Origin of the sequence: Kribbella sp. VKM Ac-2569 (assembly GCF_004216905.1) — a bacterium.
Classification (GTDB): Bacteria; Actinomycetota; Actinomycetes; order Propionibacteriales; family Kribbellaceae; genus Kribbella.
Genome location: NZ_SGXJ01000001.1, coordinates 1,447,285 through 1,461,037 on the forward strand (window position 1 = coordinate 1,447,285; position 13,753 = coordinate 1,461,037).

The 13,753-nt window shown below is 66.9% G+C and carries 9 protein-coding genes; 3 read left to right on the forward strand and 6 right to left on the reverse strand.

Going from position 1 to position 13,753, the window contains the following annotated elements; translation table 11 throughout:
- Window positions 1-15 precede the first annotated feature (15 nt).
- Window positions 16-1,038, forward strand: coding sequence for a zinc-dependent alcohol dehydrogenase family protein (locus tag EV649_RS06705; RefSeq protein WP_130381519.1), 1,023 nt, complete (start codon window positions 16-18; stop codon window positions 1,036-1,038).
- On the opposite strand, the gene EV649_RS06710 is transcribed toward EV649_RS06705, so the two are convergent.
- Genes EV649_RS06710 through EV649_RS06730 form a run of 5 tightly spaced genes read right to left on the reverse strand, consistent with a single transcriptional unit; the run spans window position 1,024 to window position 7,843 of the window.
- Window positions 1,024-3,681, reverse strand: coding sequence for a family 78 glycoside hydrolase catalytic domain (locus EV649_RS06710; protein ID WP_130381521.1), 2,658 nt, complete (start codon window positions 3,679-3,681; stop codon window positions 1,024-1,026). The two genes, EV649_RS06705 and EV649_RS06710, sit on opposite strands and share 15 nt — an antisense overlap.
- Window positions 3,678-4,703: a substrate-binding domain-containing protein gene (locus tag EV649_RS06715; RefSeq protein ID WP_347233131.1), complete on the reverse strand. Its 1,026-nt coding sequence runs from the start codon at window positions 4,701-4,703 to the stop codon at window positions 3,678-3,680. The genes EV649_RS06710 and EV649_RS06715 overlap by 4 nt, the downstream gene beginning before the upstream one ends.
- A gap of 46 nt (window positions 4,704-4,749) precedes the next feature.
- The gene (locus EV649_RS06720) at window positions 4,750-5,574 is read right to left on the reverse strand and encodes a carbohydrate ABC transporter permease (protein ID WP_157996194.1); all 825 of its coding nucleotides are present in this window, start codon (window positions 5,572-5,574) and stop codon (window positions 4,750-4,752) included.
- 5 nt (window positions 5,575-5,579) lie between these two features.
- The gene (locus tag EV649_RS06725) at window positions 5,580-6,518 is read right to left on the reverse strand and encodes a sugar ABC transporter permease (RefSeq protein WP_130381527.1); all 939 of its coding nucleotides are present in this window, start codon (window positions 6,516-6,518) and stop codon (window positions 5,580-5,582) included.
- Window positions 6,515-7,843, reverse strand: a complete 1,329-nt coding sequence (locus EV649_RS06730; protein ID WP_157996195.1) for an extracellular solute-binding protein — start codon at window positions 7,841-7,843, stop codon at window positions 6,515-6,517. The genes EV649_RS06725 and EV649_RS06730 overlap by 4 nt, the downstream gene beginning before the upstream one ends.
- A 137-nt stretch (window positions 7,844-7,980) precedes the next feature.
- On the opposite strand from EV649_RS06730, the gene EV649_RS06735 reads away from it, so the two are divergent.
- On the forward strand, window positions 7,981-8,736 hold the full coding sequence (locus EV649_RS06735) for a phosphotransferase (protein WP_130381531.1): 756 nt from the start codon (window positions 7,981-7,983) through the stop codon (window positions 8,734-8,736).
- Between the two features lie 2 nt (window positions 8,737-8,738).
- On the opposite strand, the gene EV649_RS06740 is transcribed toward EV649_RS06735, so the two are convergent.
- On the reverse strand, window positions 8,739-11,339 hold the full coding sequence (locus tag EV649_RS06740; protein WP_130381533.1) for a family 78 glycoside hydrolase catalytic domain: 2,601 nt from the start codon (window positions 11,337-11,339) through the stop codon (window positions 8,739-8,741).
- Window positions 11,340-11,504: 165 nt separating this feature from the next.
- Here EV649_RS06740 and EV649_RS06745 point away from each other — a divergent pair, with 165 nt between their 5' ends.
- Window positions 11,505-13,706: an MMPL family transporter gene (locus EV649_RS06745; protein WP_130381535.1), complete on the forward strand. Its 2,202-nt coding sequence runs from the start codon at window positions 11,505-11,507 to the stop codon at window positions 13,704-13,706.
- Window positions 13,707-13,753: the final 47 nt, after the last annotated feature.

The following is a 13,753-nucleotide window of genomic DNA, read 5'->3' on the forward strand; positions in this document are numbered from 1 at the left end:
AGGAGCACAACGATCATGCGCGGTGTCTTGATGCACGCCCCGGGTGACTTCCGGGTGGAGGAGCGGGAGGATCCGAAGATCCTGAAGCCGACCGATGCCGTCGTCCGGCTGGCCGCGACGTGTGTCTGCGGCTCCGACCTGTGGCCCTACCGCGGAGCCGAACCCATCGACGCACCCTCCCCGATCGGCCACGAGTACGTCGGGATCGTCGAGGAGATCGGCAGCGACGTCACCACCCTCGAGCCCGGCCAGTTCGTCGTCGGCGGCTTCTCCGCCTCCGACAACACCTGCGAACTCTGCCGCGCCGGCTACCAGACCGCCTGTGTCCAGAGGGAGTGGATGAACGCCATGGGCGCCCAGGCCGAACGGCTGCGGGTCCCGCTGGCTGACGGCACACTCATCGCCACCCCTGGCATGCCGGACGACGACCTGATCCCCAGCCTGCTCACCGCCTCCGACGTACTGGGCACCGGCTGGTTCGCGGCCGTCGCGGCCCAAGCCGGACCCGGCAAGACGGTTGCCGTCGTCGGCGACGGCGCGGTCGGCCTGCTCGGTGTCCTTGCAGCCAAACAGCTCGGCGCGGAGCGGATCATCGCCATGAGCAGGCACGAGTCCCGCCAGAAGCTCGCACTCGACTTCGGCGCCACCGACATCGTCACCGCGCGCGGCGACGACGGCGTACGGCAGATCAAGGACCTCACCGACGGCTTCGGCGCCCACTCCGTCATCGAGGCGGTCGGCACCCAGGAGTCGATGCTGCAGGCGATCCGCTCCACACGCCCCGGCGGCCACGTCGGGTACGTCGGCGTGGCCCACGACGTCACCCTGGACGGGCAGGAACTGTTCTTCTCCCACGCCCACCTGCACGGCGGGCCGGCCCCGGTCCGGCAGTTCCTCCCGGAGCTGATCGACTTGATCTGGAACCGGCGGATCGACCCGGGCAAGGTGTTCGACCTCACCCTTCCGCTCGAGCAGGCACCGGAGGCCTACCGCGCCATGGACACCCGCCAAGCCATCAAGGTCCTACTCCGTCCCTGACGAAGCGGATCGCACGGCGCTGAAATGCCCGGGCGGAAGCGTCGCCTTTTCGCCGTCCGGGAGGACGACTTCGGCGGTGGAGCCTGGCGGTACGTCGACGGTGATGTGGAAGCTTCCGCCCTCGATGCGCCAGGCGACGTCGATGCGGCCCTGAGGACTTTCGTAGGAGCCCTCGGCCCACGTGATCTCCGGATGGTGAACCGGGGCGACGACAAATGATTCCCAGGCAACGGAACCTTCGGCCTGCCGGAGGCCGAGAACGTGGGTATGCAGGAAGTGGACGACCGCGCCCTTGCTGTAGTGGTTGAGGGAAGCATGCGGGTTCCCGTTGTCGTCGATCCCGTCCCATTCTTCCCAGATCGTCGTCGCCCCGCGGTCCAGCATCGTCAACCAGGACGGGGACGTGCGCTGGAAGAGCAGGTCATAGGCAACCTCGCCGTACCCCAGGTCGGCGAGCACCGGGAGCAACTGCGCCGTGGACAGGAATCCGGTCCCCAAATGGTTGCCCGCGGCCCGGATCAGTTCGACCAACCGTCGTACGGCGCTCTGTCGCAGGTCCTCCGGAATCAGGCCGAACCACAAGGCCCGCACGTAACCGGCCTGGGTATCGCCTGTCGTCCGCCCGGACCCGTCGAGGAACTCCGTGCGCCAGGCATCGCGCACCCGACGCGCGACCTCGGCGTAACGCGCCGCGTCCGCGGGCCGGCCAAGGATCTCGGCGATCCGCGCGAGGGTCACGGTCGATCGGTAGAGGTAGGCAGTTCCCAGTTCGCCCTTGTCCGCCTTGAGCCACGCCTCCCGACTGGGCTCGATCGGCGTTCCACCGGGTGCCTTGGGCGGAGGCTCGGCCCATTCGCCCCAGTGATACGTGCCGTCCCAGATGAACTGTTCGTGGGGCAGCGGCTCGGCCGAGCGCTCGATCCGGGAGGGATGCCGATGGGTGCGGGCGGCATCAAGACACCACTCCACCCAGCGAACCATCGCGTCCCAGTTCTCCGACAGAACCTCACCATCGCCGTAGGCCTCGTAGAGCTCCATCGGGACCGCTACGATCGCGTCGCCCCAGCCGGCCGATCCGGTGGTCTTGGCCAGGCGATCCTCGAGATTGAGCTTGGTACGTCGGCCGTCCGGTGAGAAGTTCGCGATTCGTCCATCGGGCAACTGGTCGTCCCGGACCGAACGAAGCCACTTCCGGCTGAACCCGAGAACGTCGTACAGCCGCGTCGCCGCGGGAGCGAAGATCTGGTAGTCACCGGTCCAGCCGATCCGCTCCCGCGTCGGGCAGTCTGTGGGCACATCTACTGCGTTACCACGGAAGCTCCAGACCGCGATGTCGTGCAGGCGGTTCAGGTCGGCACTGCTGCATTCGAACGTTCCGGTCCGGGCGAGATCCGAGTGCACCACGTGCATCGTCACACTCGCTGGGACGATCACCCGACCGTCGTCGCGCCGCAATCGCGCGTACTGGAACCCATGCACGGTGTGGCGGGGTTCGAACACCTCGCCGTCGCCCGCGGACACAACCTCGTCACGCTGCACGAACCGGACCGGCCCGCCCTCTGGCAGGACGGAGTCCAGATGAGCGGTAGTCAGATCACCATCGGTCCCGACGAACTCGCCATAGTCGATGATCGTGCGAGTTCCCGCCGGGCCGAGGTCGGCAAGCGAGATCCAGCCCGACGCGTTCTGACCGAAATCCGCCACCCAGCTCCCGGCGCCGGTGCGCCGCATCGTGACTGGCGGCCGGGACTCGATCCGCCGCACTGGCGGCGCGGGTGACCAATCGATGTCAGGAGCAACGACCTGGTCGACCAGCACCGCATGCCGTACGTCGGGCAGCGGCCCGAGGTCGACCGCTTGCCCATCCATGAGGTCGGCGCGAGCGATCCTCGATCGTGAGCTGGTCCACGTGCCGTCGCTGCGAACGACCTGCCGGGATCCGTCATGGTGCCCAACGTGGAGCTCCAGCCGCGCGGCCGTCGTCGTACCCCATCCGGACGGCAGGCGGAAGCCGCCTGTCTTGCCGCGGTACCAGCCGTCCGACAGCAAGACCTCGAGCTGGTTGCTCCCCGGCTGAAGGGATTCCGTGACGTCCATCGCCTGCGCGTAGAGCGTGTGGTCGTACGACGTCGAGCCGGGCGTCAGCTCAGCGCTACCGGCCCGCCGGCCGTTGACGAACGCCTCGTAGACACCGAGCGCGGTGGCATACAGCCGCGCGGACGCCACGTCGGCCGACAGCTCGAACCGCGTCGACAGCACGTATGCAGGTCGCTTGCCATAGCCCTCGTCGGCACCTTCGACCGGAGAGATCCATTGAGCCATCCAGTCGCTGTCGAGGAGTCCGACCTCGAACCTGCTTGGATCGGACCAGTCCGACAAGCCCTGGTCACCGTGCACGCGGACGCGCCACGTCACCCGCTGACAGCTTTCGAGCGGCATCCACGGCCACGGGATGAACAGGTGCTCGGCCGACGCTAGCGTGACACGAGCGAGCGGGGCGCCGTCGACGGTTGCTTCGAGTTCGTACGCCGATTGGCTGGTGAACGCCCGCGGAACCCGCCACGAGAGTCTTGGCGACGGGCCGGACACAGTGAACTGGTCGCCACCGCTGTCGATCCGTAGACGGTCCGGAGAAGGACTCATGTCTTCCGGCGCGGACTGCGCGCAGTACTGGCGCGGATGACCAGCTGATGCGGCAGGATGGTCGCCGGAGCCGCTGCTTCGCCGTTGATCTGAAGCATCAGTTGCGCGACAGCCTGGCGACCGTACTCGGCGTCGTCGACCCTCACCGTCGTTAGGGGTGGACGAAGGTAGTCCGACCCAGGAGCATCGTCGAAGCCCGCGACGCTGACGTCTTCTGGAACCCGGCGTCCAGCCTCGGTGAGTGCGTAGACGACTCCCAAGGCCATCTCGTCGTTGGCGGCGAAGATCGCCGTCACCGAAGGATCTTCGGCCAACTGCCGGCCGGCCTCATATCCGGAGTGAGCGGTCCAGTCGCCGGCCAGCGGTTCCGCAATCTCGGCACCGGCGTTCCGTAGCGCGCTCTCCCAGCCGCGTCGACGAAGACGGCTGGAGGTCCAGTCGAGCGGACCGGCGACGTGATGAACGGTTTCATGTCCGAGCGACAGCAGATGATCCACCACGTCCGCGGACGCCTTGGTTGCGTCAGCGTGAACGGCGGGACCGTCGTAGTCGGGAACCTCACTGGTGGACAGCAACGGCAAGGAGGTGTCCAGCGCACGCAACGTCTTCGCAGCCGACACCCACGGGGCCATGAAGATCACCCCGTCACATCCGGCCCGGGCGAGCCGATCGATCCCGTCCTGCACAGTCGCCCGATCGAAGCTCGCGAACGTGGCCACACTGACGCCGAGCCCCAACTCGGCCGCGGCCTGCTCGACGCCGATCATGATCGAGATCGCACCGAGCCCCATTTGCCGGTCGGTCAGCTGATGGGTCAGCAGGCCCACGCTGAGTCCTCGCCCCGTGGACAACGCCCGCGCGATCGGATCGGGCCGGTAACCGAGCGCCTTGATCACGCGCCGAACCCGGGCCGCCGTCCGCTTGTTCACGTTCTCGCCACCGCGAGCCACCCGTGACGCCGTCTGCCGGGACACCCCCGCAGCGCGCGCAACATCGGTGAGAGTAGCCCGCACTACGGGCACAGGTTCCTCGGCCAACTCTTCTCCACCTCCCTCCGACCCACGAAGCCTACTTGACCGCTCCGCTACTGATCCCTTGTACAACTTGCCGCTGGGCGAAGACGTAGAACACGACCACCGGCAGAACGGAGATCGCCGTGGCGGCCAGCAGAATGTTCTGGACCGGCGTCTCCGCAGACACGAAGTTCATCAACCCGCGCTGCACCGGCATCAACTTGTCGTCGTCGAACAGGACCAGCGCCAACAGGTATTCGTTCCACACCGCGAGCCCCTGAATCACCGCGACTGCGATCAGGCCCGGTCGCGCCAACGGGAGAATGACGCGCGCAAACGTGTTCAGCGCCGAGCTGCCGTCGATCGCGGCCGCCTCCTCCAGATCCTTCGGCAGGTTCGCGAAGAACCCGCGCATGATCAGCGCGGAGATCGGAATGCCCGCCGAGATCAGAATCAGCACATAGCCGACCCGGCTGTTGGTCAGTCCCAGCATCACCATCAGTTTGTACTGCGCGATGAACGACGCCGGCGCCGGAATGATCATCACCGCCAGCAACGCGAACGTCACCGCGGCCTTGCCCCGGAACTCGATCCGGGCCAGCGCGTACCCTGCCAGACTGGCGACGACCAGGATGCCGGCGACCGCCGAAACCGTGTAGATCATGCTGTTCGGCAGGTAGGTGCCGAGATCGCCGTCGGTCCACGCAGTGACGTAGTTCGACCACTGCGGCTTCGCGGGCAGCAGATCTTTGCCGCGGTACAACTCACTGCTCGTCTGCAGCGATCCGATCAGCAACCAGACCATCGGGAACAGTGCCCCGACCGCAGCCAGTACCAGCAGCCCGTACAGACCACCACGGCCGGCCAGACCCTTCATCATCACCATCACCTCCGCCGCCGGGACAACCACAGGTGCAGCATCGCGAGCAGGACGAGCGCGCCACCGAAGATCACCGACATCGCCGCCGCGGATCCGAAGCGCTGGTTCGTGAACGCCTCTTGATAGATACGCAGCGTCGGCACCATCGTGTGGTCGCCCGGCCCGCCATTGGTGAGGACCTGCACGGTGCCGAACACCTGCAACGCTCCGAGCAGCGTCAACAACGACACGATCGCCGTCACCGGCAGCAGGTCCGGCCAGGTCACGTACCGGAACTTCGCCCAGCCACCCGCGCCGTCCAGGTCGGCCGCCTCGTACAACTCCACGGGCACGTCCTGAAGGCCGGCCAGGTACAGAATGAAGCCGAATCCCCAGTGATACCAGAGGAAGACCGCCGCCACGGCCGGCAGTGCGGTACCGGGATCCTCGAGCCAGTTGTGCTGCAGCCCGGACAACCCGACGCCGCCGAGCAGGCGGTTCACGATGCCTGCGTTCGGAGCGAGCAGCCACGAGAACATCATCCCGATGACCACGACGGAGAAGACGCCTGGCAGGTAGAACGCCGTACGGAAGAAGGCCTTCCCGCGACGTACCCGGTTGACCGCGATCGCCATCCCCAACGACAACGCGTTGCCGAGAACGAATCCGGCCACACCGAAGATCAGCACGTTCCGCATCGACGACCAGAAGACGCTGTCGTGCAGGACGAACGTGTAGTTGGACAGCCCCACGAACGGGCTGGTCGTGCTGACACCGTCCCACTGCTGGAAGCTCAGCACGATGGCCTGGACGAACGGTACGAGCGTGAAGACGGCGAGCAGGAGCACCGCCGGCAGGAGGAACGCGTAGGCCATCAGTTCCCGGCGCCGCGCGAGCGGACCGCGACGACGGGTTCTCGAGGGCGCTCGAGCGAGTTCGACTGCTTCGAGTGGACGGACGGTCACTTGGCCCTCTTCTGCGCCGTCTCCATGTCGTCGAGCACCTGGTCGACGGTCTTCTCCTTGAGCACCAGGCTCTGCACTCCGCTGATCAACGCCGTACGGGCGTCGGTGCTGAACGGTGACGGAACAACCTCGATCGCGTCGGCCAGCGACGCGAAACCGGCGACCTGCGGCGGCAGGTCGGCGGCGGTGACCTTCGGGTTCGCCGGGATCAGTCCGACCATGTCGACGAACACCTTCGCCTGCTCGGGCTCGGTCAGCCACTGCACGAACTTCACCGCGGCATCGACGTTCTTTCCCTTCGGGTTGATGCAAGCACCTTTGCCGACACCGCCGTAGACCCGCGGCTTCTGCGTACCGTCGGCCGCCTTCGGGATCCCCATCGAGATGTACTCCGTGAAGTCCGGCGCGGTGGCCCGCGCGACTCCTATCGCGACCGACGCGTCGAAGATCGCCGGTGTGTCCTGGACGTTGAAGAAGCCCTTCTCCACCGTCGGGTTGTCGTCGTTGCCGCCGGGCAGGGTCTTGTTGACGATGACTCCGGCGTCCCGCAACTCGGCCAGCAGTTGCAGACCTTGACGCCAGCCGTCCGACTTCCAGCTCGTCTTTCCCGCGAGCGTCGCGTCGATCTCGGCGTCGGTCATCCAATTGGAGGCGTGACTCAGCAGGAACCGGTCCGCCAGGGACGCGGCCATCAGGAACGCGCCGTTGCCGGTCTTGGCGGAGACCTTCTTCAGCTGCTCGATCCACGCGTCCGTCGTCGCCGGTGGAGCCTTCGGATCGACCCCGGCCGACTCGAACGTCTTGGTGTTCAGCAACAGCCCCATGGTCTGGATCTCCCAATGCGCCGAGTAGACACCGGCGTCCAGGCCGCTGACCGTCCCGGCCTTCACAGTGGTCAGGTCCAGCGCGATCGGCGAGAAGTTGCCCTTCCACTCACCGGTCAGCTTCGGCTCCAGATTCATCGCCCAGCCGGCCTTGTAGTACGGGATCATCTCCGGCAGCGTCAGCGTCGAGTAGATGTCCGGCATGTCACCCGACTGCGACTTCGACTGCAACTTCGCCGGAAAGTTCGTCGGCCCGGGACTGTCGATCGTGACCCGCACGCCGGTCTGCTTCTCGTAGGTCTCGACCAACTTGTCCAGCGCCTTCGCCTGGCCGCGGGACTGATTCAGGAAGGTCAGCGACGTCGAGCCACCGCCACTCGTCGCTGAATCCTTGCTGCAACCGGTCAGAACCGGCCCGGAGATCGCAGCGCCGGCAGACACCGCGGCCAGCCCGAGCAATCGGCGGCGCGTCAGTCGATTTCCTACGCCTGATGTGGGCATTTGTCTTCCCTTCCTCGCCGAACGGCATCCATCCCGCCGCAACGCTGTTACCGGTAGCATCTTGTTACCGGTAACAGTCCCTGTCAACAGCCCATCGTGACCGGATCCGGTCGCCGCTCGGCTGGCAGGATGTCGGTATGGATGAGCGCTTAGAGGGTGGGTTCGACGGCGGGGCCTCATTGGTCGGCGGTGTTGTACGGCGTACTGCGGGAGCCTGGACGTCTTCGGTCCATGCGCTACTGGCTCATCTGGAGGCTGCTGGGTTCGCGGGGGCACCACGGCCGTTGGGTGTCGACGCCGACGGACGGGAGATGGTCAGCTTCTTGCCCGGGCAGACGGTCGGGAACGCGCGGCCCTGGCCGTCGTGGACGCACAGCTCATCGGCTTTGACGGACGTTGCGGGCTGGCTGCGGCGCTATCACGCGGCCGTTGCCGACTTCGTTCCGCCGCACGATGCGTGCTGGCGCGAGGGAGAAGTGTGGCGGCCGGGCATGATCGTCGCGCACAACGACGCAGCGCCGTACAACGCGGTGTGGAACACCGATGGCCTGGTCGGCATCGTCGACTGGGACATGGCCGGGCCGGTACGTGTAGAGCTGGACGTTGCCTGGGTCGCCTTTTCCTGGACGCCGCTGCACGCCCCACACGTCGTGGCCGCCGAAGGCTTCACCGACCTCGACTCACGCCTACCCCGACTCTCCCTCTTTCTCCACGAATACCGCTGGCAAGGCACCACTCGCGACATCCTCGACCTCATCGCCGAGCGCCTGAGCCTGCAGCTGACCCTGATGACCCAAGCCGCCTCCAGCGACCCCACCTACCAGCGGATGCTGGCCGCCGGCCGCGACCAAGACCTGACAGTGGCGCTCAACCAACTAGCCACTCTTCGCTGACCTCAGCTGATCGTGAAGGTGGACGCGCCGGAGGCGGCTTGATACGTGGCAGCGGTCGCGGTCCTGCTGATGAGTACGGCGTTCGCCGGGGCGGCAACGTGCGCTGCAGGGCTCGCGAGCGGGACGACGACCGTGGGTGTGCTGTTCAGGGGCGTGGTGATGGTGAGCTCGAGCCCGGCCGAGGTGCGGCGCCAGGCTGACGTGATGCGGCCGCGGACGGTGTCGATCGAGGCGGTGACGTAGTCGAGACTTGCGGGTGTGCGCGGTGCGATGGTGACGGTCCGGTATGCCGGTGATGTCAGCTGGATGCCGGCGAGCACGGTGTAGAGCGAGGTGTTGATGCCGGCGAACATCGCATGGTCGTGGGTGATCATCCCGGCGTCGTACAGCCACTGCTCCCAGCTTGTGGTCGCGCCCTTGCCGATCTGGAATCCGAAGCTCGGGTACGTGCGTTGCCCGAGGATCTGCATCGCGAGGTCCAGCCGGTCGATCGCGGCCAGTGCGTCGACGAGATAGCGCGTGCCGAAGATACCGGTGTCGAGATGGCCGGCGTGCTTGGTGGTGATGGTCTCTGCCAGCTTCGCTCCGACAGCCCCGAGCCGATCGGCCGGGACGAGTCCGACGGCCAGCGGGAGCACGCTGGTGGTCTGTCTCCCTGAGCTGTAGGTGTTGTCGGCCTGGAGGAATCGCGCATTGAAGGCCGTCTTGATGGCTGCGGCCAACTGGTCGTAGCGAACGCCGTCCGCGGTCTGCCCGAGTGCCTTGGCCGCCTTGGCGAGATCGATCGTCTGTTGGTACCACAACGCGGTGTTCACCAGCGAGACCTCGCTGAAGCAGTCCCCGGCGTTCAGGCTGCCCATCCCGCCGTTGGCCTCCGGCCCGTGATCCGGCGGGCACCAGTCGCCGAAGCCCTGGTTGCCGGGCCAGATGAGGCTCGGCTGGTCCTGTGCGTTCTTGTCCACAAAGGCTTTCATGAGCGGGTACGTAGCAGCCAGCGTGGCGCGATCGCCGTACTGCTCGTACAGGTGCCAGGCCAGCGAGACCTGTCCACCGGCCATATCGGGGTACTGCGCCTTCACGGCGTCGCTGGGTAGCGCGGTCCCGGGCGGCAGATCGCGCAGGTACTTGGCGTAGAAGCGGTTCATCCCGAACTCACGGATCGCCGCGTCCCGGTAGGCCTGGACGTCCATCGTCGGTGGCGTGCGTTCGTCGCGTACCGGAGTGTCGGTCGGCAGGCTCATCGAGTTGTTGAGGATCGCCCAGCGGTTGTTCCGCCAGATCGTATTCAGCAGTTCGTCGGACGAGTGGAAGGTACCGGTCGAGGCCACGTCGGCATGGACTGCTCGCCCTTCGAGCGCGTTCCGGTCCGGGCGCCCCGGGAAGCCGGTCATTTCGACGTACCGGAAGCCGTGGTACGTGAAGCGCGGCTCAAAGGTCTCGAGGCCGCCGGTGCCCTTGAGGATGTAGGTATCGGTGGCGGCGGCGGAACGGTTCGTCCGAGTGTCCACCATGCCGTCGGCACCGAGTTCCTCGGCGGTCCGGAGGTGAACCGCCGTACCCGCGGGCCCCTTGACGCGCAGCCGGGCCCAACCGGCGATGTTCTGGCCGAGGTCGTAGACGTAGACGCCAGGCTTCGGCTCGGTCAGGCGGACCGGACGCAGGGTCTGCATGACGCGGACGGCCGGCATCGTGTTCGCGGCCAGCACGGCGCTCGGCGCGGGCGTGGTGCGGACGGGCTGCCAGTCCGCGGCGTCGAACCCGGGGCGGTCCCAGCCCGGCCGTTCCGCGCGGGCGTCGTACGTCTCGCCGGCATAGATGTCGTTGGCAACGATCGGGCCGGTCGACCAGGTCCACGAGCCATCGGTGCCGACCGCCTCCGAGGTACCGTCGGTGGAGGTGATCGTGATCAGCGCGATGGCTTGTTTCGGCCCGGTCCACCGGAAGCCGTACGGGTTGTACCGCGCCCCGTAGCCGTTGCCCAGCCAGATCCCTACGGTGTTCGCACCACGGCGTACGTCGTTCGTGATGTCGTAGGTGTCGTAGAGGTTGTGTCGCTCGTACGGCGTACTGGCCGGAGTCAGCACCCGGTCACCTACCTTGGACCCGTTGAGCCGCAGCTCGTAGAAACCCAGACCGTAGACAGTTGCCCGGGCGCGGGCGATGCGCTTGCCGACGTCGAATTCCTTCCGCAGCATCGGGGCCTCGGCATTGCCGGTGTCGGGCGTGATCCACTGCGCGCCCTGCCAGGCGGCGTCGTTCAGCAGACCGGTCTCCCACCAGGCGATCTGCTCCGAGCCCGCACGACGGCCCCCGGTGTCCCAGACCTGGACGGTCCAGTAGTACGGCGTCGACGATCGCAGCGCGGGTCCGTCGTACTGGATGCCGATCGCCTCATCGCTCGCGATGCGCCCGCTGTCCCAGACGTCGGCACGCCCGCTCCGCAGCCGCACCGGGTCACTGGAGACCAGGATCCGGTACGCCGTCTGCTGCCCACTGCCGGTGAGCTGCCAACTCAGGGCCGGTGCCAGGTTGTCGATACCGAGCGGGTTTACCGCGTTGTCCACCCGGAGCTCGATGGCCTGCACCGAGTCGCCGATCATCATCGCCGACACACTATCTCGGCTCGAGGGGTGACTACTGCATCTGCAGCAGGACGAAGGGGCCGGAGTGGTTCTGATTGTGTAGAGGTTTGCCTTCTGCTGTACGACGACGGCGGCCAGGCCCGGGCGAAACGATGGAACCTCCGCATCTTCAGATGGAGTGTTCCTGTGGCAACAATTCTGGCTCGGCTCGGCCGGCTCGCATTCAGGCGTCGTACGTCGACGCTTCTGGCATGGCTCGCGATCTTGGCGGCGGCGGTCGTTGCAGGTCTGACCGCCCCGCCTTCTCCCGCTGACGACTTCTCGATGCCCGGCACCGAGTCGCAGGCGAGTATCGAGTTGCTGCAGCAGCGGTTCCCCGGGCTGATCGGCGAAGCAGGCGAGGGGCGGGTCGTGTTCGTGGCGCCTGAAGGTGAGGAGGTCACGTCGCCGCGATTCAAGGCGGCTATCGAGTCAGCCGTCGGACAACTTGCCGCCGGCAAGCAGGTCTCCGAGGTCGCGAACCCGTTCACGTCGCACGCCGTCAGCGACGACGGATCAGCCGCGTATGCAACGATCTCCTTCGATGTACCGGCGGCTTCCGTGACTGCCGAGAGTCGTACCGAGGTCAACAGCGTGGTCGATTCCGCCCGGAGCTCGGGATTGACGGTGGAAGCCGGCGGTGAGGCTCTGGAATCCGGCGGGCCCGCCGGAATCGCGGAGCTGATCGCGATCTCGCTCGCTGCGGTGATCCTGTTGATCACCCTGGGATCCGTGGTGGCGGCCGGGCTGCCGCTGCTCACTGCGATCATCGGCGTGGCCATCAGTCTGCTGTCGCTGCTGGGCGTGAGCAAGGCCTTCGGTCTGTCGACGACCTCGACGACGCTGGCGCTCATGCTCGGCCTCGCGGTCGGAATCGACTACGCCCTGTTCGTCGTGGCGCGGTACCGCGAGGAACGTGGGCGAGGAGCCACCGCGATCGACGCGGTCTCGCTGGCCGTGGGCACAGCGGGGTCGGCGGTGGCGTTCGCCGGACTCACGGTGGTGATCGCGCTCGCGGGCCTGACGGTGATCGGGATGCCGATGCTCACCAAGATGGGGCTCGCCGCCGCGGCCGCAGTCGTGATCGCCGTGCTGGTGGCCCTGACGTTGGTGCCTGCGCTGATCGGATTCGCCCCCGACAAGGTCCTGTCCCGGTCGGCCCGTCGTACCGGAGCGCACGTGCCGGCGCTGGGGCTCGCCCACCGGTGGGCCCGGTTCGTGCTGCGCCGTCCCATCGCCGTACTGGCCCTCGGGGTGATCGTGCTCGGAGCACTCGCGATCCCTGCCCTGGGGCTGCGTCTGGGAATGCCGGGCGACGAGTCCAAGCCGACCACAGCGACACAGCGCCGTGCGTACGACGAACTTGCCAAAGCGTTCGGTCCCGGCTTCAACGGCCCGCTGATGATCGTGGTCGACGCTCAGGGCGCGGGCGATCCGAAAGCCGCCGTGACCGCGATCTCCAACAAGATCTCATCGACTCCTGGGGTGGCGTCCGTCTCCCCGCCGATGCTGAGCGAGAACGGCGACACGGCGTTGTTCGAGGCGATTCCCTCGACCAGCCCGACCGACGCTGCGACGACGAACCTGGTCAACACGCTGCGCGACACGCGCCCGACCATCGTCCAGGGGACGGGCGCGAGCTTCAAAGTCACGGGAACCACCGCCATCAACATCGACCTCGCCGGCAAGCTCCAACGCTCCCTGGTGCCGTACCTCGCCACGGTGGTCGGACTCGCGGTACTGCTGCTGCTGGTGGTGTTCCGCTCGATCCTCATACCGATCAAAGCAGCCCTGGGCTTCCTGCTCTCGGTGCTCGCCGCGCTCGGCTCAGTGGTCCTCGTCTTCCAGCACGGCGTCCTCGGCGGATTGCTCGGAGTCGAGCAGACCGGACCCATCATGAGCGCGGTACCGATCTTCATGATCGGCGTCGTGTTCGGCCTGGCCATGGACTACGAGGTCTTCCTCGTGTCCCGCAAGCGGGAAGCCTTTGTCCACGGTCAGACACCACATGCCGCGATCGAGACCGGAATGCGGCAGAGCGCCCGGGTCGTCGTCGCAGCCGCGCTCGTCATGATGGGAGTCTTCGCAGGGTTCGTCACCGAGCAGGATGCCTTCATCAAGATGCTCGGCTTCGCGCTCGCCGCGGCGGTGCTGTTCGACGCCTTCGTCGTACGGCTGGCCATCGTCCCCGCCGTCATGGCCCTGCTCGGTCACCACGCCTGGTGGCTTCCGCGCCGGCTGGACAGGATCCTGCCCGCGGTCGACGTCGAAGGAGCCGGCCTGGCCCGGCCATCGCACGGCCGGCTCGAACCGGGGACAAAGCCGAATACGCCCGTCCCAGCCCCGTAGCGGGACAATGGGTGCGACGGCAACCAATCCACGGACGTCAGGAGGCA

What these genes read in the sequence shown, in the direction of transcription:
- EV649_RS06705 (WP_130381519.1), top strand. Translation starts at nt 16, where the DNA reads ATGCGCGGTGTCTTGATGCACGCCCCGGGTGACTTCCGGGTGGAGGAG.
- EV649_RS06710 (WP_130381521.1), bottom strand. Translation starts at nt 3,681, where the DNA reads ATGAGTCCTTCTCCGGACCGTCTACGGATCGACAGCGGTGGCGACCAG.
- EV649_RS06720 (WP_157996194.1), bottom strand. Translation starts at nt 5,574, where the DNA reads ATGATGAAGGGTCTGGCCGGCCGTGGTGGTCTGTACGGGCTGCTGGTA.
- EV649_RS06730 (WP_157996195.1), bottom strand. Translation starts at nt 7,843, where the DNA reads ATGCCCACATCAGGCGTAGGAAATCGACTGACGCGCCGCCGATTGCTC.
- EV649_RS06735 (WP_130381531.1), top strand. Translation starts at nt 7,981, where the DNA reads ATGGATGAGCGCTTAGAGGGTGGGTTCGACGGCGGGGCCTCATTGGTC.
- EV649_RS06740 (WP_130381533.1), bottom strand. Translation starts at nt 11,339, where the DNA reads ATGATGATCGGCGACTCGGTGCAGGCCATCGAGCTCCGGGTGGACAAC.